The sequence below is a fragment of the Citrobacter farmeri genome (assembly GCF_019048065.1).
Classification (GTDB): Bacteria; Pseudomonadota; Gammaproteobacteria; order Enterobacterales; family Enterobacteriaceae; genus Citrobacter_A; species Citrobacter_A farmeri.
Genome location: NZ_CP077291.1, coordinates 2,615,229 through 2,638,215 on the forward strand (window position 1 = coordinate 2,615,229; position 22,987 = coordinate 2,638,215).

Consider the following 22,987-nt stretch of genomic DNA (forward strand, 5'->3'; position numbering starts at 1 on the left):
TCTTACCCCTTCTGACGCTGAAGTCCTTTCAGCGTCAGATAGCCACTCCAGACGCGCGTCAGGGTTGTCATCCAGCACAGTGCGCCGAAGATCCACGCCAGCACGGCAAAGTACGCCGGGAAAAGACAGCCGAGCACAAAGAGTGCGATCGTTTCCGTTCCCTCCGTCAATCCACCCAGATAGTAAAACGATTTATGCGCGTAGCCGGGGTTATCAATATTGTGCTTAGCGGCCAGCGCGGCAAAGGCGAGAAAACTGCTGCCGGTGCCGATAAACGCAAACAACAGCCAGCTCCCCGCCAGCGCGTTATGCGACGGATCGGCCAGAATGAAGCCAAACGGCACCAGCGCGTAAAACAAAAAATCGAGCGCAATATCGAGAAAGCCGCCCGCATCGGTGAGTCCCCGGCGTCGCGCCAGCGCGCCGTCAAGGCCATCCAGTAGTCGGTTCAGGACAATCGCCGCCAGCGCCGCCAGATACCAGCCCAGAGCCAGAAACGGCAACGCCAGTACGCCAAGGGCGAAACCAATGAGCGTCAGTCCGTCCGGGGAAATCCCCGGTCTGTCGAGCGCGCCTGCGCAGCGGTGAAGCAGCGGTTTAAGCCGCGGATGCAGATGCCGGTCAAGCACGCGGCGCTCCTTTGAGACTGTCGCACAGTCCCTGAGAAGGAATGTCCAGCGCGGCATTAAAACGCGCCGAAAGGTTCTGGAAAGCCAGCAGCGCGGTCATCTCACTAATGACATCATCGCTGAAATGCTGCTTCATTTGCGCTTTCAGGACATCGTCGACCTGCGGCGGCGTGGCGGTCACCGCGTCGGCATAAGCCAGCGCAACACGCTCTTGTGTCGTAAAAAGCGACGATACCTGCCAGTTCGCCACTGCCAGCACTTTTTCCATCGCACCGCAGCGCTCTGCCAGCCGCAAACTGTTGGCGTCCACGCAAAATGCACAATGGCAGACTTGCGATACGCGTGTCATCAGTAGCGCCCGCATCACCGGCGTTAAACGGGCGCGTTTGCGTTCGAGAAAACCCACAAACAGCGCCACCAGCCAGAACAAAAATGGCACTCGCCCCCACCAGCGTGTCGGATGTAATACCTCGCCGTAGTGTTTTTTTTGCGTCATCACGAGAGGTTTAAGAGCGACAGGGAGGCGGGTCAGCGGTGTTACCCACGATTGCGGATCGTTCAAGGGAGACTCCTGGGACTTCAGGTCAATCAAAGATGACGATAGTATGTCACTTTCTGCTGTTGAACATTGACGAATATGATGAAAACCCTCGACGTTGTTGCCGCAATCATTGAGCGCGATGGAAAAATTTTGCTTGCCCAGCGCCCGCCGCAGGCAGACCAGGCAGGCTTATGGGAGTTTGCCGGTGGCAAGGTGGAAGCGGGTGAAACGCAACCGCAGGCGCTGGTTCGCGAACTGCGTGAAGAGCTGGGGATTGAAGCCACGGTGGGATGCTATATTGCCAGCCATCAGCGTGAAGTCTCCGGGCGGATGATTCATCTGCATGCCTGGCATATCCCCACGTTCAGCGGAGAGGTGATGGCGCATGAGCACCAACAACTGGTGTGGTGCACTCCGCAAGCCGCGCTGGACTATCCGCTCGCCCCCGCCGACATCCCCCTGCTTAACGCTTTTATGGTTTTACGCGACGCCAGACCAGCGGATTCGTGCTGAGCGTTTTCTCATCGCGCTGGCACTGCAACAATACGCCATCAGCTTTAATCACTGCCCCTTCTGAATAATTCTGATCCTGATAAATGCAGCATTGGTTACAGGGCTGCGTGCGCTGCCCGCCGGAACTGAAAACCTCCGGCGGCACGTTCACCTGAACATCAGGGCGAATATTCTGATTCGCCAGGGTGGATAAAGAGAGTGTCATCAGCGCTGCCGCCATCGCGATAAAACGCATAGCATTTCCTTACTATTACGGGACTGTTCTCAGTATAACGGTAACCCGCGCGGGAAACTTTAATCTCTTCTGTCATCGCTTTTTGTTATGACAGCCGTTTCGTTATTAATTTGTCTGGCACCGGCATTTTTTTCTTGCTATCCGTCACATTCCTGGTGGTATAGTCAAAATCTGCAAATGCACTTAATACAAACAACATAAATACAACCACATTAAAATATAAGAGGTTTTTATATCTATGGATCAGACACGCTCTCTGGAATCATTCCTCAACCATGTCCAAAAGCGCGACCCGAATCAAACCGAGTTCGCGCAAGCCGTTCGTGAAGTCATGACCACCCTGTGGCCGTTCATTGAGCAAAACCCGCGTTATCGTGAGATGTCATTGCTGGAACGTTTGGTTGAGCCAGAGCGTGTGATTCAGTTCCGCGTCGTGTGGCTGGACGATCGTAATCAGGTCCAGGTTAACCGTGCATGGCGCGTTCAGTTCAATTCGGCGATTGGCCCGTACAAAGGCGGGATGCGCTTCCACCCTTCCGTTAACCTGTCGATCCTGAAGTTCCTCGGCTTTGAACAAACCTTCAAAAACGCGCTGACCACCCTGCCGATGGGCGGTGGTAAAGGCGGGAGCGATTTCGACCCGAAAGGCAAAAGTGAAGGCGAAGTGATGCGTTTCTGCCAGGCGCTGATGACTGAACTGTATCGTCATCTGGGCCCGGATACTGACGTTCCTGCTGGTGATATCGGTGTGGGTGGTCGTGAAGTGGGCTTTATGGCCGGGATGATGCGTAAGCTTTCCAACAACAGCAGCTGTGTGTTTACCGGTAAAGGTCTCTCCTTCGGCGGCAGCCTTATCCGCCCGGAAGCAACCGGTTACGGTCTGGTCTACTTCACCGAAGCGATGCTCAAACGGCATGGTCTGGGCTTTGAAGGGATGCGCGTGGCGGTTTCTGGCTCCGGCAACGTGGCGCAGTTTGCCATTGAAAAAGCGATGGAATTTGGCGCTCGCGTGGTGACCGCCTCCGACTCCAGCGGCACCGTCGTGGATGAAAGCGGCTTTACGAAAGAGAAGCTGGCACGTCTTTGCGAAATCAAAGCCAGCCGCGACGGTCGCGTGGCGGACTACGCCCGTGAGTTTGGTCTGACCTATCTGGAAGGCAAACAGCCGTGGTCAGTGCCGGTCGATATCGCCCTGCCGTGCGCCACGCAGAACGAACTTGATGTCGACGCCGCCCGTCAGCTTATTGCCAACGGCGTGAAGGCCGTAGCGGAAGGGGCAAACATGCCGACCACCATCGAAGCGACCGACCTGTTCCTTGAAGCCGGCGTGCTGTTTGCACCTGGCAAAGCGGCGAATGCCGGTGGCGTTGCCACTTCCGGTCTGGAAATGGCGCAGAACGCTGCGCGTCTGAGCTGGAAAGCGGAGAAAGTGGATGCCCGTCTGCACCACATCATGCTTGATATTCACCATGCCTGCGTTGAGTACGGCGGCGAGAGCAAACAAACCAACTATGTTCGTGGGGCAAACATCTCAGCCTTCGTGAAGATTGCCGACGCCATGTTTGGTCAGGGTGTGATTTAATTCACCGCCGCACTAACTACCTTATAACACGCCCGCCTCTGCTGATGGCGGGCTTTTTTTCGCCGCGCGTTTGCGGGGCGCGCTCTTTTTCTTCTCCGCGTCGCCGGGCGCCACAATGCCGCGGAAGCGGCGTACCGGCGTACTCCGCGCCTGATCGATCAGTTGATACAGTGTCCCCACCAGCGGTTGCATAAAATCCTGATAACGGCACTGCTTTTCACTGATTTGCGTCAGTATCGATTCCCAGTGGGCGGTCATATCCGGGCGGGTCGCCATCTCCGGCAGCGAGTGAAACAGCGCTTTTCCGGCATCGGTAGAGTGAATATAACGCCCTTTTTTGACAAGAAAGCCGCGCTTAAACAGCAGTTCAATGATCCCGGCACGGGTGGCTTCGGTGCCCAGCCCATCGGTTGCACGGAGGATCTTTTTCAGATCTTTATCCTGCACGAAGCGCGCGATCCCGGTCATCGCCGACAGCAGCGTGGCATCGGTAAAGTGTCGCGGCGGCTGGGTCTGGCGTTCAACAACCTCACCCTTTTCACACAGCAATTCATCGTCTTTTGCCACTACCGGCAGCGGCGTACCGTCGTTCTCTTCATCCCGCTCTTTACTGCCGAGCAGCGTCCGCCAGCCAGCTTCTGCGAGGAACCGGGCTTTGGCAACGAATTTGCCCTTCGCGATGTCCAGTTCAATCACACATTTACGGAATACCGCGTCCGGGCAGAACTGCATCAGATACTGACGGGCTACCAGGTTGTATACCTTCGCCTCATTCTCCGTCAGACTGATGCTGTTACTGCGCGCGGTAGGGATAATCGCGTGGTGCGCATCGACCTTTTTGTCATCCCAGCAGCGATTGCGGGTATCGGGATTCACCGCCGGTTGCGGCAGCAGATCCGGCGCATGCACGCCGATGGCGTTCATCACCGCATGACGTCCGGCAAAGTGCTCTTCCGGCAGATAGCGGCAATCAGAACGCGGATAGGTAATCAGTTTATGGGTTTCATACAGTTTCTGGCAGATGTCGAGCACGTTCTGCGCGCTCAGACCAAAGCGTTTTGCCGCTTCAATCTGCAAGGCAGAGAGCGAAAACGGTAACGGCGCGGATTCTGATTCCCGTTTATCGTTATAGCTGGTGACAATCGCCGGTTGTCCGTTGATACGGTTAACCACATGCTCTGCCAACGGACGGTGCAGCAGACGCCCCTCTTCGTCCTGATAAGGTTCGCACGCTTCGCTCGGCTGCCAGATGGCGGTAAACCGTTCATCCGCTGGCGTCACGATATGCGCTTTCACTTCAAAGAAATCTTTGGCAACGAAGTTTTCGATCTCTTCGTCACGGCGTACCACCAGACCAAGCACTGGCGTCTGTACGCGCCCGACGGAGAGCACCCCCTGATAACCGGCGTTACGTCCGAGGATAGTGTAGGCCCGGGTCATGTTGATGCCGTACAGCCAGTCCGCGCGGGCACGGGCCAGCGCCGACACGCACAATGGCACAAATTCACTGTTTGAACGCAGACGTTCAATGGCGCGCTCTACGGCCTGCGGGTTGAGATCGTTAATCAAACAACGCTGAACCTGATGGCGTTTTTCCGGCGCCAGTTGCAGGTAATCCAGCACCTCATCCACCAGCAGTTGCCCTTCGCGATCCGGGTCACCTGCGTGGATAACCTCACTGGCCTCGTGCAGAAAGCGCTTGATCACGTTGAGCTGTTTGGTCACGGAAGGACGCGGCTGCAATTGCCACTTTTCCGGCACGATGGGCAGGTCGGCCAGATTCCAGCGCGCATAACGACTGTCATAGACATCGGGTTGCGCCTGTTCAAGCAGGTGACCAATACACCAGGTCACCACCTGACCGTTACCGCATTCAATAAAGCCATCACCTTTGCGATGCGGTTTAGGCAGAACATCGGCAATGGCACGCGCCAGACTCGGCTTTTCGGCAATAAACAACCGCATTCTATTAACGGATCTCAACCATGGCGCGACCGCCACGGGCATCAACCAGTTCACCAATCGCCGTCAGTTCGATACCAAACTCAGCGGCTGTCGCTTTGACTTCTTCTTCGGCGTCTGGCGTCACCGCCAGCAGCAGGCCACCGGACGTTTGTGGATCGCACAGCAGAGAGCGTACCGCCTGGGGCATTTCACCCATCAGGTGTCCGTAACTGGCAAAGTTACGCTCTGTTCCACCCGGCACGGCGCCCAGACGAATGTACTCTTCCACACCCGGTAGTTTAGGGATGTCCTGATAGCGGATCTGCGCCTGCACGCCTGCGCCCTGGCACATCTCGCTGAGGTGGCCCAGCAGGCCAAATCCCGTCACATCGGTCATGGCTTTGACGCCGTCGATGTTGGCAAATGACGCCCCGGCAATGTTCATCCGACACATTACTTCCGTCGCCAGCCCCTGATGCTCAGGTTTCAACAGCGATTTTTTCTCAGCGGTGGTTAATACGCCAATGCCCAACGGTTTGGTCAGGAACAGCTTACAGCCAGCCTGAGCGGTGCTGTTTTTCTTCACCCGTTCGGTGGGAACAATGCCGGTCACGGCCAGACCGAAGATCGGTTCCGGCGCATCAATCGAGTGGCCACCCGCCAGCGCAATACCCGCCTGACGGCAGGCAAAGCGTCCGCCTTCGGTCACTTCGCGGGCGATTTCTGGTGACAGCTTGTTGATTGGCCAGCCCAGGATCGCGATCGCCATAATCGGTTTGCCGCCCATCGCGAAAATATCGCTAATGGCGTTGGTCGCCGCAATGCGGCCAAAATCAAACGGATCATCGACAATCGGCATAAAGAAGTCGGTGGTACTGATGACGCTGGTGCCGTTGCCCAGATCGTATACCGCCGCATCGTCGCGGGTTTCATTTCCCACAAGCAGGTTCGGGTCGACAAACTTCGCCTGCTCGCTGTGCAGGATAGTTTCCAGCACTTTCGGGGAAATTTTACAACCGCAACCCGCTCCGTGGCTGTACTGCGTTAAACGAATAGCTTGCTCGCTCATGGACATCTCCTGTCATTGCAATCGGGCTATGGTAGCGCTCATTCCATGATGTGATAAGAGAGAGTGTCCGAATTCCGGCGTCTTTGCTCAGAATCCAGACAGTTTTGCAGAATTAACTAAAATTTCGTCACAAACGGCGCGGTATCCGGCACGCTAATGGTGGTGGACGCTTTCAGTTGCGGCGTACCGAGGTAGAGGAAGCCGACGATCTTATCCTGCGTACGGCAGTTAAACGCGTCGCGCACTACCGGACTGTCGGTTAACGCACCGCTACGCCAGATACCACCGAAGCCCTGTGCGATGGCCGCCATTTGCATCGCCATCACCGCACAGCCAGCGGACATTTCCTGTTCCCAGACCGGGACCTTATGATTTTCGTCGCATTTCGCGACCACCGTGATGATAAGCGGCGCGCGAAACGGCGCGGTACGCGCTTTTTCGATCCCTTTTTCATCGCTCCCGGCGGCAATCGCCCCTTTTTCCAGCACCGCGCTGAAACGGTCGCGCCCGTCGCCTTCAATAACGAAGAAATGCCACGGTTGCAGAGTCTTATGGTCCGGCGCGCGCATGCCCGCACGGAGAATATTTTGCAGTTGCTCACCGGCAGGTGCAGGCTCGGCCAGGCGAGAGGCGCTGCGGCGGTTAACAAGTAATTCAAGTGCATCCATTTGGTTAACTCCTGTCAGGGTGAATATTCACAAAATTAACACGAGAGCAGATTTTGTTACAGCGCCGACAGTGATTCCTGCTGACAAGAGACGGCAGGGTCATTAGGATAGCCACATCTCATACACCTGACCCAGGTGTAGTATTTGTAACGGTAGGGAGAATACATGCGAACCCTGTGGCGATTCATTGCCGGTTTTTTTAAATGGACGTGGCGACTGCTTAATTTTGTCCGCGAGATGGTGCTTAACCTGTTCTTTATCTTCCTGGTCCTTGTCGGCGTGGGAGTCTGGATGCAGGTCAGCAACAATAATACCAGCGATAAAGTCGGTCGCGGTGCCCTGATGTTAGATATTTCCGGGGTGATCGTCGATAAACCGTCCAGTACCAGTCGTCTTGGCGTGCTCAGCCGTCAACTGCTGGGCGCCAGCTCCGATCGCCTGCAGGAAAACTCTCTGTTCGATATCGTCAATACCATTCGTCAGGCCAAAGACGATCGCAATATCACCGGTATTGTGATGGATCTGAAAAACTTCGCCGGTGCCGACCAGCCGTCAATGCAGTATATCGGCAAAGCGCTACGAGAATTCCGCGATAGCGGAAAGCCGGTCTATGCCGTTGGCGATAACTTCAGTCAGGGTCAGTATTACCTCGCCAGTTTCGCCAATAAAATCTGGCTGTCGCCGCAGGGCTCCGTAGATATTCACGGTTTTGCCACCAACGGACTCTATTACAAATCCCTGCTGGATAAGCTGAAAGTTTCCACCCACGTGTTCCGCGTTGGAACCTATAAATCTGCCGTCGAGCCGTTTATTCGTGACGACATGTCCCCGGCAGCGCGAGAAGCGGACAGCCGCTGGATTGGCGAACTGTGGCAGAACTACCTGAATACCATTGCCGCCAATCGTCAAATTCCGGCTGAGCAGGTCTTCCCTGGCGCGCAGGGCGTTCTGGATGCGCTGACGAAAGCCGATGGTGATACCGCGAAGTACGCGCTCGACAGCAAACTGGTCGACGCCCTGCTTTCCAGCGCCGAAGTGGAAAAAGCGCTGACTAAACAGTTTGGCTGGAGCAAAGCCGAGAATAACTATCGCGCCATCAGCTACTACGACTATACGCTCAATCCGCCTGCGGATACGGGCAGTTCCATCGGCGTCGTCTTTGCCAACGGTGCCATCATGGATGGTGAAGAAACGCCGGGGAACGTCGGCGGGGACACCACCGCCTCGCAAATTCGCGACGCGCGTCTGGATCCGAAAGTGAAAGCCATTGTCCTGCGCGTAAACAGCCCTGGCGGCAGCGTGACGGCCTCGGAAGTGATTCGTTCAGAACTGGCCGCCGCGCGCGCGGCCGGTAAGCCAGTCGTGGTGTCGATGGGCGGAATGGCAGCCTCTGGCGGTTACTGGATCTCCACGCCAGCCAGCTATATTGTGGCCAACCCAAGCACCCTGACCGGTTCGATTGGTATCTTCGGGGTGATCAACACCGTCGAAAACAGCCTCGATTCGATTGGCGTGCACACCGACGGCGTCGCCACTTCACCGCTGGCCGATATTTCGCTGACCAAAGCCCTGCCGCCGGAAGCGCAGCAGATGATGCAACTGAGCATTGAGAATGGCTATAAGCGCTTTATCACCCTGGTGGCGCAGGCGCGTAAATCCACGCCTGAGCAGATTGATAAAATCGCTCAGGGCCACGTCTGGACCGGTCAGGACGCCAAAGCGAACGGTCTGGTCGACAGCCTGGGTGATTTCGACGATGCGGTCGCTAAAGCGGCTGAACTGGCAAAACTTAAGGCGTGGCATATCGACTATTATCAGGATGAGCCGACCTTCTTTGATATGGTTATGGACGGCATGTCAGGCTCCGTCCGCGCCATGCTGCCGCAGGCGATTCAGGCCATGCTCCCTGCGCCGCTGGCCTCAGCGGCCAGTACGGTCAAAGCGGAAGGCGATAAGCTCGCTGCGTTCAACGATCCGCAAAACCGTTATGCGTTCTGTCTGACCTGCGCTAACGTGCGTTAATCCTCAATCCCTCTTCCTGTGAAGAGGGATTTATCCTTGAGCGACAAGATAATAGCCATGCAGAAGAAATCGATTTACGTTGCCTATACCGGCGGGACTATTGGTATGCAGCGCTCCGAACAGGGTTACATCCCGGTCTCCGGACACCTTCAGCGTCAGCTGGCGCTGATGCCCGAATTTCACCGCCCGGAAATGCCTGACTTCACCATTCATGAATATGCCCCGCTAATGGATTCGTCAGATATGACGCCGGAAGACTGGCAGCATATCGCCGACGACATCAAAACCCATTACGATCGGTACGACGGTTTTGTGATCCTTCACGGCACCGACACCATGGCGTTTACCGCCTCAGCACTCTCATTCATGTTAGAGAATCTGGGCAAGCCGGTCATTGTGACAGGGTCACAAATCCCGTTGGCGGAGCTGCGTTCTGATGGACAAATCAATCTACTCAACGCGCTGTACGTAGCGGCAAACTATCCGATCAATGAAGTCACCCTGTTCTTCAACAATCGCCTTTTTCGCGGTAACCGCACGACAAAGGCGCATGCTGATGGCTTCGATGCTTTCGCCTCCCCTAACCTCCAGCCGCTGCTGGAAGCGGGTATCCACATCCGTCGCCTGAGTACGCCGCCGGCCCCGCGAAGCGAAGGCGAACTGATTGTCCACCCGATCACGCCGCAGCCGATTGGTGTTGTCACCATTTATCCAGGGATCTCCGCCGATGTGGTGCGTAACTTCTTGCGCCAGCCGGTAAAAGCGCTGATTCTGCGCTCCTACGGTGTCGGTAACGCGCCGCAGAATAAAGCGTTCCTGAAAGAGCTTAGCGAAGCCAGCGATCGCGGTATCGTGGTAGTGAACCTCACGCAGTGCATATCGGGGAAAGTAAACATGGGCGGCTACGCCACCGGCAACGCACTGGCACATGCGGGCGTGATTGGCGGTGCGGATATGACCGTTGAAGCAACCCTGACCAAACTGCATTATCTGCTCAGCAAAGGGCTTGATACCGATGCCATTCGCAAGGCGATGACACAGAACCTGCGTGGTGAACTCACGCCGGACGACTAAGGAGAAACGAATGGCACAGCGTGCGCTGTTACTGGTCGATTTACAAAACGATTTCTGCGCCGGCGGCGCGCTGGCGGTTCCGGAGGGCGACAGCACTGTTGATATCGCTAACCGCCTGATCGCATGGTGTCAGACGCGCGGCGATGCGGTGATCGCAAGCCAGGACTGGCATCCTGCGAACCACGGTAGTTTCGCCAGTCAACATCAGGCCCAGCCATACAGCCAAGGGCAACTGGACGGTATGGCGCAAACCTTCTGGCCCGATCACTGTGTGCAGAATACCGAGGGCGCGGCGTTTCATCCCCTGCTGAACCGCAAGGCGATAGCGGCCGTTTTCCATAAGGGCGAGAACCCGTTGGTCGACAGCTACAGCGCTTTTTTTGATAATGGCCGTCGACAGAAAACCGGACTGGACGCATGGCTTCGCCAGCATGAAGTGGATGAACTGATCGTCATGGGGCTGGCGACTGACTATTGCGTCAAGTTTACGGTTATGGATGCGCTGCAACTGGGCTATACGGTGAACGTGATTACCGACGGCTGTCGCGGCGTGAACATTCAGCCGCAGGACAGTGCCCATGCCTTTATGGAAATGGCCGCCGCAGGTGCCACGCTCTATACCCTCGCCGACTGGGAAGAGACGCAGAGTTAACCTGCAGGAGGATGGCGATCCCCTCGCCATTCTCCCACGTTAGTTCAGAGTAGAAATCTCCTCGAGCGATACCATTCGCGTTTCAATACCGAAGAAAAACAGGATTAACGCGCAAACTACCAGCATAGCGCCCAGCACAATGAATACGGTGACCGAGCCGTATTGTGTCAGTAATACTGCCACGCCATACGGTGTAAATACCGCCACAATACGCCCTACAGCATTCACAAATCCTGACCCGCGCAGGCGTAAATGTGTCGGCCACAGCTCCGGAACATAGACCGCCGAGGCAAAACAGACGTACATATACAGGAAAAAAATCATCACCAGACCATAGCTCAGAATGGCCCATTCAGCCGTCTGAATTGAATAGACATATCCTAATAGCGCAATAATGACCAGTAGCAATGAGCCAAATAACCGTCGCGGATAACGGTCAATAATCAAAGCGGCGATAAAGATACCGACGGGTGCGCCAATCATAATAATGGCGGTCATAAAAATAGATTTGGTGACATCAATACCTGAGTTAACAAAAATCGTTGGGATCCACACGGTAATGGTATAGAGCGAAATATTCATCGCGATAAGTACGGTAATAGCCACCAGCGTGCGGCGCAACATCTGTCCTTTAAACAGCAGCCAGAATGATCCATGCTCCTCACTGATTGAGTGAGATTCCGGTTTATCCGCAGGCGGAGGCAAGGTGATGCTCTTCTCTTTTTCAATTTGTATCTCAACGTCACGCAGATGTTTTTCCGCAACACATTGTCGACCTTTACCCGCCAGCCAGCGGGGCGATTCAATGAAGTATTTTCCGGAAAGGTACCAGGCCAGCAGCATGCCAACCCCACCCAGGAGAAACATCACTCGCCAGCTCAACAGGGCAATAACGGCAACGCCGATGGCCGCAGACAACATCGGTGCCCAGTTACCGACAAAAGAGAGCCTTGCAGACCATTTTCCCCTGACCGTCGCCGGAATGAACTCCGTAAATGACGCATAGCCCACCATGATAAGCGCTCCCATTCCTGTCCCCATAAGACAGCGAAAGAAGATAAGCCAGTACATGTTGGGAACAAAAGAAGCCGCAGTTGCGGAAATGCCCACGATCAGCAGATTCATACGAAACGCTTTTCGACGTCCGAGATAATCGCCAATGAAGCCGCCGGTCAGAGAGCCGATGAAATAACCGAACATCAATGCCGAGGTAAACGCAGCATTGAGGAAATTATTGGACCATCCATTACTCACCAGTTTTGCCAACACCACGTTGCCGGAATAGCTAAGAAACCCCGTCAATAATAAGCTAAAACTGATAATGCCAAAGATGCGAAAATGAAACCGGGCTAAAGGCAAACGGTCCAGTCTTGCACCGATATGATCATATTGTTCCATCTGGGTACCTCAAATACTCATCATTTCCCGCTAACCCGAAATTTGCAGTACATACTCTGTATTATGCACACGGAATAAACGAGTATATTAAATTGTGACTCAGCGGCAAGCTGGACGTTGCCGCGTCATTCATCATCACTTTGTATTTAACATCCACCAGGTGTGAACTAAAATAATATCGGCTGCATAAACCTAAAACTTAAAAAACCAGCTGGATGTTATTTTTTTTGCAAAATGCAATCCATTCTTCACCGGGTGCTTTATTCGTTATGATATAATTGATATTGTTTAAATCTACTAGCTGGACAAAAGCTTTGCGATCGAATTTCGAGTGATCCACCAGCAGCGCCACTTCCGTCGCTTGCCGAATCATGGTTTTCTTGATCTCGGCTTCAGCCTCGTTAGAATCAAGGGCGCCACTTTCCCTGTCGAGTCCTTTACAGCTCATCACCATAATGTCCACGTGGTAACGACTGATAATCTCTTTGGTGATCCGTCCCTGTAAGGAAAGCGTATTTTTATTTAACTCACCACCGGTCGAGACCACATTAATTTCCGATTGTGCCAGTTCATGAAACGCTTCTGCTGAATTCGTTAATAACGTGAGATCGTTTCTTTCTTTTAATAATTTCAACAATTCCATGGCCGTACTACTGGAGTCCGCCGCCATTGTTGTCTTATTTTTAATAAACGGTAGTGCGTTACGCGCAATAATCTGCTTCTCCTCATAGAACGATTTTGCCCGCTTGTAAAAATGGATGTTGTCAGATAACGCCGTTGTATTTAATACTGCGCCACCATAGGTGCGCGTTAAAAAACCTTCATCTTCAAGTTTCTCCAGATCGCGGCGAATGGTTTCTTCAGTCACCTGAAATATCGCGCTTAAATTAGAAACCACCACTTTCTTGTCATTGGCAACCATTTGCTTAATTGCCTGAATTCTGTCTTTTGCCGCCACAGTTACACCTCTGTTTCCTTCAACGTCATGATAAGTACTTAGTATCTCATAGGCCATGTTTATTTTCAAAAGAACATGTCTGAATCACAGATTTTCATGTCTTTTAACACAGAAACAGAGGTGGTGCTTATCGCTCTTATTTATTATTTAACGCTTCCGCCATTTCCCTCATCAATAATGCGTCGTCATCTGTTAAGGTGATGGTTAGCGCTTCAACATTCTCGCGGACCTGCTCCGGTGCGGTCGCGCCACTGAGTATTGAAATTAAATCACTCTGTTTCAATATCCAGGCCAGCGCCAGCGTTGGCACAGAACAGTGATATTTGTCGCACAGTGGTCGCCACTGTTCCAGCATATCGATAACACGCAGCATATTCTCACGCTGGAACCAGACTTTATTCGCCCTGGCACCGCCTGGGATGTAGTCACGCGTTATTGTGCCTGTGAGTAGTCCCTGCTCCAGCGGGGAGTAGACTTGTACCACGATGCCATGCTCACGACAAAGCGGCAGCAATTCCGTTTCCAGCGCCCGATCCAGAATGCTGTACTTCGCTTGCACAATATCCAGCTCACCGTGTTTAAGGTATTCGCGGATATGAGAGGCATCCACATTCGCGGCCCCAATTGAACGAATCTTCCCTTCGGCCTTTAGCTCATTAAGTACAGCGACAGTATCCGCAATTGGAGTAAAAAATGGCGGTACCGACTGCCAGTGGGTCATATAAATATCGATGCAATCAATCCCCAGACGTTGCAGGCTGGAGTCAACCTCTTCCCGGATAGACTCTGGTGAGAGATTTTTATACAACTGACGATCGCCGACTTTATTGAATAAGCTTCCTTCGCGCTCCCAGACAATACCGCACTTGGTCTCAACGACGATTTCTCTACGCGGTAACTGCTTCAGCGCCTGACCGACAATCACTTCGCTATTGCCAAAGTTGTATCCTGGCGCAGTATCAATCAGGTTGATGCCACAGCGATGCGCTTCAATAATGGTATCGATGCATGTCTGTAGATCGAGATCGCCATTCCACGCTGGTCCGCCGCCGATGGCCCATGTGCCCAGCCCCATTCTGGAGAGCGTAATCTCAGTGCTGCCTAAAGGTATCATTTTCATCTGCCGCTATTATCCTTCGTATTCATCCAGGAGTTGTTCCACCAGCTTTCTGTTTTGCACACCCGTTGTTGCCCCTACGCTGAGGACCGATATCGCGGCTGTCGCGTTAGCAAACAGCGCGCATTCACGCAGCGTTTTTCCCTCAAGTAGAGCAGCGATAAATCCAGAGGCAAAATTATCACCGGCTCCGATCGTGTCGATGGCAGTAATTCCGGACACTGCAGGTACTTCCATTCTTATATCAGCACCTTTGATAAAGCAGCCTTTCTTACCGGTTTTAATCACCACCGTTTTTACACCGCACTGGAGAAAACGATCGGCAATTTCATCCAGCGTCTCTTTCCCGGTGAGCTTTTTTGCCTCATCAAAATTTGGAAACAAATAATCGACAAAACTCAACGCTTCCTGAATATCCTCCAGCATTTCATTGAGCCGGGGTTTGATCATGTCAGCGCAAATGATCAACTTCTGCGCCTTCGCCCGGACAAAAATTTCCGTTAATACTTTGCCATCCAGCAACGGGCTATTGAAAATACTTGCCAGCGAGAGCAGTTTGACCTGAGAAAAACGTTCAAAATCGATATCGTTGATATTCAATTTCCACAAGCTGCCATTGCGATTGGTGACAAATGTTCGCTCACCATCCGCAGTAACCAGCCCCACGTTAATCGAGGTATCAATTTCAGCGTCCAGTCTCAGGCTTTGAATATCAATATTCTCTTTGTAGCAGTGCTCAAGAATAAAATGACCTGCCGCATCATCCCCCACGCGACTCATCAATGCCGTACGATGCCCAAGTCGGGAAATGATGGTAGCCTCATTGATGGCATCCCCTCCCGTGGTCATGGCGATTCGTTCTAAAGGGTAAGAATCTACATCAAAGATATTTTTACTAACCGGTTGCAAGGGAATATCGACGATTGCCGCACCGATGCAAAGCACTTCGATCTCGTCCATATCTTTATTCCGCTTTGCCGTCTGAACCAAATAGACTGATTTTTTCCAGCGCTCGCTCTTTAACCGCTCTGCGCACTTCGCGCTCCAGATGCAGGAACGGTTGATCCTGATTCTCTTTTACCGCCACCATCGCCGCCTGGCACAATTCTGTATGAATATTGATCTTGGCAATACCGAGTGAAATGGCCGTTTTAATATCAGCATCGCTGATACCCGAAGCCCCGTGCAGTACCAACGGCACAGAAACGGCCTGACGTACGCGTTCAACCACTTCGAAGTTCAGCTTTGGTTCGGAGGTATAGACACCATGCTGATTACCGATGGCGACAGCCAGTGAATCACAGCCGGTCCGTTCAACAAACTCCGCCGCCTGGCTGGGATCGGTATAATGGTATCCTGCCAGCGCCTCTTCATAGACCGTTTCATTCCCCACGTGACCCAGTTCGGCTTCAACCGGAATACCTAACGGATGAAAGAAATCAACAGCTTCTTTAGTCAGGCGGATATTTTCTTCAAAGTCAAAAGCGGAGGCGTCGCGCATTAACGAATTCATCCCGTGAGTCCAGGCATTATGGATAATCTCCATACTGCGCCCGTGATCCCAGTGGGTAATCACCGGCACCGACGCTTTTTTCGCCATCGAGACCATCATATGTGAAAAGTCTTCAAATGAGGTATTCCCCACAAACCCCGTACCAAAAGAGATAATTACCGGTGACTTGGCCTCTTGTGCTGCATCAATTACGCCCATTAACATTTCCGCATTCCACACATTAAAGTGGGCTATTGCATAATGTTTATTTTGCGCGTCGTTTTCCCAATATTTAATATCTGCCAGCATTGCTATTTCTCCCGTTTAAATTAATTACGCTACTCGTCATACTTCAGGTTGCAGAGGTGTGGCTGCGTTATCTCATCCCAGCTTCGTGGTTATGTAAGCTTCCGGGATTCACTTCCTTGCCGCCTTTCTGTAACTTGAATTATTTAGGACATAACTTTAATTACACCCTTAATAATGTCTTGTTTGTTATTTACCGACTCATCAAATGCGCGCTGAACCTCTTCATAGTCATAAATATGTGTCACCATCGATTTCACATCGAAACGACCAGATGAAATGGCCTCAATGGTGACCGGATAACGATTCGCGTAGCGGAAAACCGTCTGAATTGACACTTCACGGTTAATTTTGAGGAAATTAATTGCCGAGTCCCCTGGTACAGTACCAACAATCATGATTTTCCCGCCGCGCATCACCAGATACGGCGCCTGCTTAACCGTGATAGCGGAACCTGCAGTTTCAAAAACGATGTCAGCCCCCATCTCCCCAGAAAACTGCTGACAGCATGCGACGGTATCCTCTTTTGCCCCATTGATTACGAAGGTCGCACCGAGCTGCTCAGCCATTGCCAGCCGTTTTTCCAGAACATCGACCACGGCGATGTCAGTGGCACCAAGGCATTTACAGGCCTGCAATGTCATCAGACCAATGCAACCCGCACCGAGAATGACGATTTTTTTCCCAGGCTTAACATCCGCCAACATTGCCGCATGCATTCCGACGGCAGCAGGCTCAACCAACGCGCCCTCTATTGTGTCCATATTCTCCGGAAGCTTATAAGTAAAGCTCTCGGGGTGACACAGATAGTGCGTTAAGGCACCTCGATAGTTGGGCTGGGTCGCCATAAAATCGACGTCCGGACAGATGTTGTATTTACCTTCCAGGCAATAGCGACAATGCCCGCATGGGACGCCTGGCTCAATATTCACCCGATCGCCCGGCTTAAATTTACTGACACGGTTACCTACGGCCACCACCGTCCCGGCACACTCATGACCCAGTCCAATTTCCTGATTCGGATCTTTTGGCGGAATAAACGGCCCCGATTCAAAACCGTGAACATCAGAACCGCAAATCCCGACATACTCGACCTTGATCAGCACTTCGTCATCTTTCGGCACCGGAATATCGGCGGCGATAATTTTCATCGTCCCCGGTGTTTCTAATATCGCTTTAGAGTTTTGCATTTTCATTCCTTTATTTATTAGTTACCGCATCAATACCCAGACTCTCAACCGAGACACCTTTGGTTTCTATTCCGATAGTGGCAATAGCAACTGCGACAATAATTGAGACGGCCCCCAGCAGGATGAAGACGCCTGTCACACCATAACCGTTAAGCAACACCGCAACGGCGTAAGGCGCAGCAATCCCACTGATTCGACCGACGGCATTCGCCAGGCCCGATCCTCTAAGCTTCGCTTCCGTCGGCCAGATTTCCGGTACATAAACGGCTGAAGCGTAACAGACATACATATAGACAAAGGTAATCAGGAAAAAACCAATTAAGGTAATCAACAACATGCTGGTTTGCAATGAATAGATATACCCGAGGACGGCAATCAATATTAATAACCCCACGCCCATGGTTTTGCGGGGAATTTTATCCATTACCAACATGGCGATGAAAATACCAAACGGCGCGCCGAACATACTCATCGTATTTAATACAATGGAATCTTTCAGGTTGATCCCCTGAGTCATGAATATTGTCGGCAACCAGTTAATTAACGTGTATTGCACGACGTTCATGGCGATCAGCACGCAGGAGCCCAAAACAACGCGCTTCAGCAATACGCCGGTCAGCAATGCGGAATACGGTACTGAACGCGGCAGTTTGCCATCGTCTTCGATGACGACCGGTGGCAACGGCTTGCCCGTTTGACGCATCACCCCTTCTTCAATCGCCCGCATGACCTTTTCCGCTTCCTGGTAGCGTCCGCGTGACTCCAGCCAGCGAGGAGATTCCGGGAACCAGCGCCAGGCTAGTGCAGTGGCAATAAGTGATAATGCGGCCGGGATTAACAACTGCACACGCCAGTTCCACTCTGCGCTAATCAACGGCGTGAGTCCCATCGCGATGAGTGAGCATAGTGGATACGACCAGTTACCGATAAACGAAACCCGACTCGACCAGGTGCCCCGGTTTCTTCCCGGCATATACTCCGTAAATCCGGCAAACAAAGTAACCAGCAGTGCCCCTAACCCGACGCCCATGACAAAACGGCAGGCAATAAGGAAATCCATATTTGGCGAAAATGCGCCTACCACCATGGCTATAATATGAATCGCTTCATAGAGGATAAACGCATTCCTGCGTCCGGTTTTATCACCGATAATTCCACCAACCAGTGCGCCGAGGAACATCCCCGCCGTGGTAATCGCGGAAAAAGTCGCGGTTGTGGAATTATCAGTCCAGCCTAACTCTTTTAGCTGCGCGAGGATCAATCCACCGACGGCATTGCTCCAGCAGACAAGTAACCCAAAGGCAACCATCGCAAACATTGATGCGTGCCAGCGACAATCTGGCAGGCGGTCGAGCCTGGCACCGCAGTGTGGCTTTGTTATCTGTTCCATTCGATAACGTTCCTTTAGCTGAAGGGTTATTCATCAAAGTCGTAGGTCATAATCACTTTGATCGCCGTCTTATCGACCATCGCGTCAAAGCCGTCGCGCCACTGTGACAGACCAATACGATGCGTAATCATCGGTTTGACCTGGATAGCGCCGCTGGCGAGCAAACGAATGGCATTACGCCAGGAGGTTGAATCGTAGGCCATATGCCCGATAATGCTTTTATTCCACGCCGTGATGTCGTTAATGGAGAAATCGAGCGGCTTAAACCCCATACCAACGCGCACAACTTCACCGTTAGGACGCAGCATTTCGATAGACTGCTTCAGGGCAATGTTGGCGCCGGAACACTCAATCACCAGGCCAAGATTGTCTCTACCGCAGATTTCCTGACAACGTGCGACCAAATCTTCTGTGGAGCCGTTAACGACCGCCGTCGCGCCGAGTTCTTTAGCTACAGGGAAACGTACAGGAACATCCTCTTCCAGGCCGACCATCACAATATTGACTGCGCCCATGATGCGGGCCATTTGTACGGAGAACAGACCCAACGGGCCCGTACCAATCACCACTACATCCTGACCTGGCAAGAATCTGGATTGTTGAGCAATAGATTTATAGGCGTTGCAGATGGGATCCAGTACCGCGGCCTCTTCATAATCAACGTTTTCCGGGATCTCCCACAGGGCATGGCGATGAATTTTCAGGATTTCACCCGGCACCAGGCAATATTTCGAAAATCCCCCACCCCAGGTGTTATTATCCAACCCCAGATTCACTTTTTCTGTACAACACAGAAAATCCCCCTGTTCACACGCCGGGCAAACGCCACAGACATGCCCACTGTTGTCTGAAACCACACGCTGACCAACCTTCCAGTCTTTAACCTTTTCCCCTACCTGCGTAATACAACCTGCAAACTCATGACCACGAATGGAATTAAATTGATCGGAACCGCTGTCGACGTTGTAATGCTTCATATCTGCACCGCAGATTGCCGCCGCTTTGATTTCAATCACCACATCTTCAGGGCCGCATGTAGGTTGCGGAACATCAATCATCTTGTAGCCACCAAAGGCCTTACCAAATCTTGCCAGTGCTTTCATTGCTTTTTCCTTTGTGTTTAGTTTTGCATCAATGTCCATCATACTTACCCACAAAATCTTTGAGGTCAACATTGAATCTTTAAAACACAGAATTTACTCTGCATTTCGCAACTCAGATCACAAATATGGAGAAATCCACCCAGAAGATAACCAGGTGCCGGGGACGCAGCGCCGGGAAAGATGGCGTGAACGCCTTCGCAGTTTTCCCTCTGCAAAGATGCTAATTTGTTCAGGCTGTTTTTTCGCCACGCCATTTCCGTGGCGTGTTTGCTTTGTATTTTTAATGTCAAAGAGGATCGCTATGAAACGTTTGCCCTTGTTGGCAGCATTACCCTTGCTTTGCGCGTCTGTCGCGTCCGCCAGTTCGATGATGTCCGTCGGCTACTTCAACGGTGGCGGAGATGTCACCGCCGGACCGGGCGGCAATATCAACACCCTGGATGTCCGCCAGATTACCCACCTTAACTACTCATTCGGCCTGATTTACAACGCTGAAAAAGATGAAACCAACGCCGCGCTAAAAGATCCGACCAGGCTTCATCAGATCTGGCTGTCGCCAAAAGTGGAGTCTGATCTCGCCCTGCTCCCGGTGCTGCGTAAACAGAATCCACAGCTGAAAGTCCTGTTTTCGGTCGGCGGCTGGGGGGCGCGCGGATTCTCGGGCGCAGCCGCAACGCCGGAAACCCGCGCCGTATTTATCCAGTCCGCGATGGAGATCATGCGGAAATACGACCTCGATGGTATCGATCTGGACTGGGAATACCCGGTCAACGGTGCCTGGGGACTGGTTGCCAGTCAGCCTGACGACCGCGAGAACTTCACGCTGCTGCTGAAAGAACTGCGTCAGGCGGTCGGCAGCCATAAACTGGTGACAATAGCCGTCGGGGCGAATGCGGAAAGCCCGAAAAGTTGGGTGGACGTGAAGGCGATTGCCCCTCTGCTCGACTATATCAATCTAATGACCTATGACATGGCCTACGGAACGCAGTATTTCAACGCCAACCTGTATGACTCTAAGGACTGGCCAACCGTGGCTGTCGCCGATAAGTACAGCGTCGACGGTGTGGTCAACAACTACCTTGCCGCCGGACTGAAGCCGCAGCAGATGAATCTGGGGATCGGGTTTTATGGTCGCGTTCCCAAACGTTCTGTAGAGCCGGGAATTGACTGGACGAAACCGGACGCACAAAAAAATCCGGTCACTCAGCCCTATTTTGGCGAACAGGAAATCGCGCTGTTTAAATCGCTGGGAGTCGATCTGACCAAAGATACCTACGTGAAGTACAACGACATTGTCAAAACGTTCCTCAACGATCCGCAGAAGCGTTTTACCGAACACTGGGACGCCCAGGCGATGGTGCCGTGGCTGTCCGTTCAGTCGGCTGAGGGTAAGCCGCTATTTGCTCTTTCGTACGAAAATCCCCGCTCGGTGGCAATCAAAGCGGAATACATCAAGAAACGTGGCCTGGCAGGCGCCATGTTCTGGGAGTACGGCGCGGATAACAACAATCAGCTCGCGAGACAGCTGGCGGAATCTTTAGGTATTACGCACTAAGCCGCGTCCATGACTGAAAATGCTCTGTGCGTTCGCATGGGGCATTTTTTTCGTAAGCGGTGGGATGAGGTGTGTTACGCGAAACGGGATCGGTTATGATGGTTACACGCCGTTGCGTCAGCGTTTGACGTCACGTTTCATTTTCAACTGGAGGCATGGGATTGTATGGCTTTTATCCCTAAAAATTACGCCCGTCTGGAAGTTGGCTACCGGGAAAAGGCGCTGAAACTCTTTCCGTGGGTCTGCGGCCGCTGTTCCCGCGAGTTTGTCTATTCAAATCTTCGCGAACTGACGGTACATCATATCGATCACGATCATTCCAATAACCCGGAAGACGGCAGCAACTGGGAAATGTTGTGCCTGTACTGCCACGATCATGAGCATTCCAAATACACGGAAGCCGATCAGTATGGTTCCACGGTGGTGGCGGGTGAGGATGCGCAAAAGAGCGTCGGCGAAGCCACGTACAATCCTTTTGCCGATCTGAAAGCAATGCTGAATAAAAAATAATCCGACGCGTTAGCCCGGCGGATCTACAAAATACCGGGCCTCACTGCGCGATATCAGGATTTAAACGTCACAATCGGTTCTGGCGTAATGCCGAAATCGATCTTCAGTTGCTGTTTGCTCTTCATCACCATCTGTCCGTTGGTATCGATCGTCATATGCTGAGCGTCAGTATTGTGGCGCGCCTGCCAGAGCATCACCAGTTGCAGACTGTTATCTTTTTGCTCCGGAGTGAGCGCCACGCCATCCGGCCATTTACCCAGTTCAACGGCGGTTGATAAGCGCTGATACACTTCCGGCGTCATGCTGTTAACTATCTCATCAAGATTCATGATAAGTCCCCTCCTATGGAATAATTTGCTGAATCGTTTTTTCAACCTTTAGTCTGATCGCCGTTTTCGTCGTCGGTGAAACTCAGAGACGCTGAATTGACACAGTAACGTTCGCCAGTGGGTTGCGGCCCATCCGGGAAGACATGCCCCAGATGGGCATCGCAGTTTCCACAGCGAATTTCAATACGTTGCATGCCGTGTGAGAAGTCCTTGATGTAACGGATCGACTCTTCACTCACCGGCTCGTAGAAGCTGGGCCAGCCGCAACCGGAATCGTATTTAGACTGGGAGGTAAATAGCGGCGCATCGCAGATCAAACAGTGATAGACGCCTTCACGCTTGTTATGCAGCAACTGCCCGGTAAAGGGGGGTTCTGTGCCGTGATTCTGCGTCACATAGAACTGCATTTCAGACAGGTTTTTTTTCAGATCTTCCGCAGAAGGTTTGTTCGCCATTTGCTCACATCTCACTTTTTATGACACTGACATTGCGCGATAGATTCTAACAAAACATTAACACCTCAGTGCAGACTTTTGTTCTAAACTTGATCCTTGCGAAATGGCAGCTTGTGAATCGTGATATAGGTCACATTTTTATCTCAGTTGCCCTTTAAAATTCGGGGCGCCGCCCCCATGTGGTTTCAAGCCCAATGGAAGAGTGAGGCGAGTCAGCCGCGCAAAGCTTGTGCAGAGGATTGATTTGTCGCAATG

At 52.4% G+C, this 22,987-nt stretch carries 23 protein-coding genes; 7 read left to right on the forward strand and 16 right to left on the reverse strand.

Features of this window, described 5'->3' with window-relative positions; all coding sequences use genetic code 11:
• Positions 1-2: 2 nt before the first annotated feature.
• Both I6L53_RS12295 and I6L53_RS12300 read right to left on the reverse strand, forming a co-directional pair.
• Entirely contained in the window at positions 3-629 is a 627-nt protein-coding gene (locus tag I6L53_RS12295; RefSeq protein ID WP_042319439.1) for a CDP-alcohol phosphatidyltransferase family protein, read from the reverse strand.
• Positions 622-1,191 (reverse strand): carboxymuconolactone decarboxylase family protein, encoded by a 570-nt coding sequence (locus tag I6L53_RS12300; protein ID WP_042319442.1) that lies wholly within the window; start codon positions 1,189-1,191, stop codon positions 622-624. Before I6L53_RS12300 ends, I6L53_RS12295 begins: the two co-directional genes overlap by 8 nt.
• A gap of 75 nt (positions 1,192-1,266) precedes the next feature.
• Here I6L53_RS12300 and I6L53_RS12305 point away from each other — a divergent pair, with 75 nt between their 5' ends.
• The gene (locus tag I6L53_RS12305) at positions 1,267-1,683 is read left to right on the forward strand and encodes a pyrimidine (deoxy)nucleoside triphosphate diphosphatase (protein ID WP_072015693.1); all 417 of its coding nucleotides are present in this window, start codon (positions 1,267-1,269) and stop codon (positions 1,681-1,683) included.
• On the opposite strand, the gene I6L53_RS12310 is transcribed toward I6L53_RS12305, so the two are convergent.
• Entirely contained in the window at positions 1,643-1,903 is a 261-nt protein-coding gene (locus I6L53_RS12310; RefSeq protein WP_174349490.1) for a YnjH family protein, read from the reverse strand. The genes I6L53_RS12305 and I6L53_RS12310 overlap by 41 nt on opposite strands.
• A gap of 253 nt (positions 1,904-2,156) precedes the next feature.
• Between I6L53_RS12310 and gdhA the strand changes: the two genes are divergently transcribed.
• Complete coding sequence (gene gdhA, locus I6L53_RS12315; protein ID WP_042319448.1) at positions 2,157-3,500, forward strand: NADP-specific glutamate dehydrogenase; 1,344 nt, start codon at positions 2,157-2,159, stop codon at positions 3,498-3,500.
• Between the two features lie 21 nt (positions 3,501-3,521).
• Here the strand turns inward: gdhA and topB are convergent, their stop codons facing one another.
• The 3 genes from topB to I6L53_RS12330 all read right to left on the reverse strand — a co-directional run bounded on the left by topB (position 3,522) and on the right by I6L53_RS12330 (position 7,181).
• A complete protein-coding gene (gene topB / locus I6L53_RS12320; RefSeq protein WP_042319450.1) occupies positions 3,522-5,465 on the reverse strand; it encodes a DNA topoisomerase III in 1,944 nt (647 codons plus the stop codon).
• A 4-nt stretch (positions 5,466-5,469) separates the two neighbouring features.
• A complete protein-coding gene (gene selD / locus I6L53_RS12325) occupies positions 5,470-6,513 on the reverse strand; it encodes a selenide, water dikinase SelD (RefSeq protein WP_042319451.1) in 1,044 nt (347 codons plus the stop codon).
• Between the two features lie 116 nt (positions 6,514-6,629).
• Positions 6,630-7,181 (reverse strand): NAD(P)H nitroreductase, encoded by a 552-nt coding sequence (locus I6L53_RS12330; protein WP_042319453.1) that lies wholly within the window; start codon positions 7,179-7,181, stop codon positions 6,630-6,632.
• A 165-nt stretch (positions 7,182-7,346) separates the two neighbouring features.
• Here I6L53_RS12330 and sppA point away from each other — a divergent pair, with 165 nt between their 5' ends.
• From sppA to pncA, 3 genes are read left to right on the forward strand one after another with little or no spacing between them, the layout of a single operon-like run.
• Complete coding sequence (sppA, locus tag I6L53_RS12335) at positions 7,347-9,203, forward strand: signal peptide peptidase SppA (protein WP_042319455.1); 1,857 nt, start codon at positions 7,347-7,349, stop codon at positions 9,201-9,203.
• A 57-nt stretch (positions 9,204-9,260) separates the two neighbouring features.
• The gene (ansA, locus tag I6L53_RS12340; protein ID WP_042319457.1) at positions 9,261-10,277 is read left to right on the forward strand and encodes an asparaginase; all 1,017 of its coding nucleotides are present in this window, start codon (positions 9,261-9,263) and stop codon (positions 10,275-10,277) included.
• Between the two features lie 10 nt (positions 10,278-10,287).
• Positions 10,288-10,929, forward strand: coding sequence for a bifunctional nicotinamidase/pyrazinamidase (pncA, locus tag I6L53_RS12345; protein WP_042319459.1), 642 nt, complete (start codon positions 10,288-10,290; stop codon positions 10,927-10,929).
• 39 nt (positions 10,930-10,968) lie between these two features.
• Here pncA and I6L53_RS12350 read toward each other — a convergent pair whose 3' ends face one another.
• From I6L53_RS12350 to I6L53_RS12385, 8 genes are all read right to left on the reverse strand, one after another.
• Positions 10,969-12,327: an MFS transporter gene (locus tag I6L53_RS12350; RefSeq protein ID WP_042319460.1), complete on the reverse strand. Its 1,359-nt coding sequence runs from the start codon at positions 12,325-12,327 to the stop codon at positions 10,969-10,971.
• A gap of 199 nt (positions 12,328-12,526) precedes the next feature.
• Positions 12,527-13,285, reverse strand: a complete 759-nt coding sequence (locus I6L53_RS12355; protein WP_042319462.1) for a DeoR/GlpR family DNA-binding transcription regulator — start codon at positions 13,283-13,285, stop codon at positions 12,527-12,529.
• Between the two features lie 136 nt (positions 13,286-13,421).
• On the reverse strand, positions 13,422-14,405 hold the full coding sequence (gene ydjG, locus I6L53_RS12360; RefSeq protein ID WP_042319463.1) for an NADH-dependent methylglyoxal reductase: 984 nt from the start codon (positions 14,403-14,405) through the stop codon (positions 13,422-13,424).
• A gap of 9 nt (positions 14,406-14,414) precedes the next feature.
• Entirely contained in the window at positions 14,415-15,362 is a 948-nt protein-coding gene (locus I6L53_RS12365; protein WP_042319465.1) for a carbohydrate kinase family protein, read from the reverse strand.
• Between the two features lie 4 nt (positions 15,363-15,366).
• Positions 15,367-16,203 carry a ketose-bisphosphate aldolase gene (locus tag I6L53_RS12370; RefSeq protein WP_042319467.1) on the reverse strand — a complete coding sequence of 279 codons (837 nt, stop codon included), beginning with the start codon at positions 16,201-16,203 and terminating at the stop codon, positions 15,367-15,369.
• A gap of 143 nt (positions 16,204-16,346) precedes the next feature.
• Positions 16,347-17,390 (reverse strand): NAD(P)-dependent alcohol dehydrogenase, encoded by a 1,044-nt coding sequence (locus I6L53_RS12375; RefSeq protein ID WP_042319469.1) that lies wholly within the window; start codon positions 17,388-17,390, stop codon positions 16,347-16,349.
• 10 nt (positions 17,391-17,400) lie between these two features.
• On the reverse strand, positions 17,401-18,780 hold the full coding sequence (locus tag I6L53_RS12380; protein WP_072015694.1) for an MFS transporter: 1,380 nt from the start codon (positions 18,778-18,780) through the stop codon (positions 17,401-17,403).
• A gap of 26 nt (positions 18,781-18,806) precedes the next feature.
• Positions 18,807-19,883 carry a zinc-binding dehydrogenase gene (locus I6L53_RS12385; RefSeq protein WP_042319472.1) on the reverse strand — a complete coding sequence of 359 codons (1,077 nt, stop codon included), beginning with the start codon at positions 19,881-19,883 and terminating at the stop codon, positions 18,807-18,809.
• 301 nt (positions 19,884-20,184) lie between these two features.
• Between I6L53_RS12385 and chiD the strand changes: the two genes are divergently transcribed.
• Together chiD and yajD are read left to right on the forward strand one after the other, a co-directional pair.
• The gene (gene chiD, locus I6L53_RS12390; protein ID WP_042319474.1) at positions 20,185-21,438 is read left to right on the forward strand and encodes a chitinase ChiD; all 1,254 of its coding nucleotides are present in this window, start codon (positions 20,185-20,187) and stop codon (positions 21,436-21,438) included.
• A 165-nt stretch (positions 21,439-21,603) separates the two neighbouring features.
• Positions 21,604-21,948, forward strand: coding sequence for an HNH nuclease YajD (gene yajD, locus I6L53_RS12395; RefSeq protein ID WP_042319478.1), 345 nt, complete (start codon positions 21,604-21,606; stop codon positions 21,946-21,948).
• A gap of 53 nt (positions 21,949-22,001) precedes the next feature.
• Here yajD and I6L53_RS12400 read toward each other — a convergent pair whose 3' ends face one another.
• Both I6L53_RS12400 and msrB read right to left on the reverse strand, forming a co-directional pair.
• The gene (locus I6L53_RS12400; protein WP_042319479.1) at positions 22,002-22,277 is read right to left on the reverse strand and encodes a YeaC family protein; all 276 of its coding nucleotides are present in this window, start codon (positions 22,275-22,277) and stop codon (positions 22,002-22,004) included.
• A 41-nt stretch (positions 22,278-22,318) separates the two neighbouring features.
• Entirely contained in the window at positions 22,319-22,732 is a 414-nt protein-coding gene (msrB, locus tag I6L53_RS12405; RefSeq protein ID WP_042319481.1) for a peptide-methionine (R)-S-oxide reductase MsrB, read from the reverse strand.
• Positions 22,733-22,987: the final 255 nt, after the last annotated feature.

Coding starts and splice junctions, on each gene's coding strand:
- I6L53_RS12305 (WP_072015693.1), top strand. CDS start 1,267: ATGATGAAAACCCTCGACGTTGTTGCCGCAATCATTGAGCGCGATGGA.
- I6L53_RS12310 (WP_174349490.1), bottom strand. CDS start 1,903: ATGGCGGCAGCGCTGATGACACTCTCTTTATCCACCCTGGCGAATCAG.
- gdhA (WP_042319448.1), top strand. CDS start 2,157: ATGGATCAGACACGCTCTCTGGAATCATTCCTCAACCATGTCCAAAAG.
- topB (WP_042319450.1), bottom strand. CDS start 5,465: ATGCGGTTGTTTATTGCCGAAAAGCCGAGTCTGGCGCGTGCCATTGCC.
- selD (WP_042319451.1), bottom strand. CDS start 6,513: ATGAGCGAGCAAGCTATTCGTTTAACGCAGTACAGCCACGGAGCGGGT.
- I6L53_RS12330 (WP_042319453.1), bottom strand. CDS start 7,181: ATGGATGCACTTGAATTACTTGTTAACCGCCGCAGCGCCTCTCGCCTG.
- sppA (WP_042319455.1), top strand. CDS start 7,347: ATGCGAACCCTGTGGCGATTCATTGCCGGTTTTTTTAAATGGACGTGG.
- ansA (WP_042319457.1), top strand. CDS start 9,261: ATGCAGAAGAAATCGATTTACGTTGCCTATACCGGCGGGACTATTGGT.
- pncA (WP_042319459.1), top strand. CDS start 10,288: ATGGCACAGCGTGCGCTGTTACTGGTCGATTTACAAAACGATTTCTGC.
- I6L53_RS12350 (WP_042319460.1), bottom strand. CDS start 12,327: ATGGAACAATATGATCATATCGGTGCAAGACTGGACCGTTTGCCTTTA.
- ydjG (WP_042319463.1), bottom strand. CDS start 14,405: ATGAAAATGATACCTTTAGGCAGCACTGAGATTACGCTCTCCAGAATG.
- I6L53_RS12365 (WP_042319465.1), bottom strand. CDS start 15,362: ATGGACGAGATCGAAGTGCTTTGCATCGGTGCGGCAATCGTCGATATT.
- I6L53_RS12370 (WP_042319467.1), bottom strand. CDS start 16,203: ATGCTGGCAGATATTAAATATTGGGAAAACGACGCGCAAAATAAACAT.
- I6L53_RS12375 (WP_042319469.1), bottom strand. CDS start 17,390: ATGCAAAACTCTAAAGCGATATTAGAAACACCGGGGACGATGAAAATT.
- I6L53_RS12380 (WP_072015694.1), bottom strand. CDS start 18,780: ATGGAACAGATAACAAAGCCACACTGCGGTGCCAGGCTCGACCGCCTG.
- I6L53_RS12385 (WP_042319472.1), bottom strand. CDS start 19,883: ATGAAAGCACTGGCAAGATTTGGTAAGGCCTTTGGTGGCTACAAGATG.
- chiD (WP_042319474.1), top strand. CDS start 20,185: ATGAAACGTTTGCCCTTGTTGGCAGCATTACCCTTGCTTTGCGCGTCT.
- yajD (WP_042319478.1), top strand. CDS start 21,604: ATGGCTTTTATCCCTAAAAATTACGCCCGTCTGGAAGTTGGCTACCGG.
- I6L53_RS12400 (WP_042319479.1), bottom strand. CDS start 22,277: ATGAATCTTGATGAGATAGTTAACAGCATGACGCCGGAAGTGTATCAG.
- msrB (WP_042319481.1), bottom strand. CDS start 22,732: ATGGCGAACAAACCTTCTGCGGAAGATCTGAAAAAAAACCTGTCTGAA.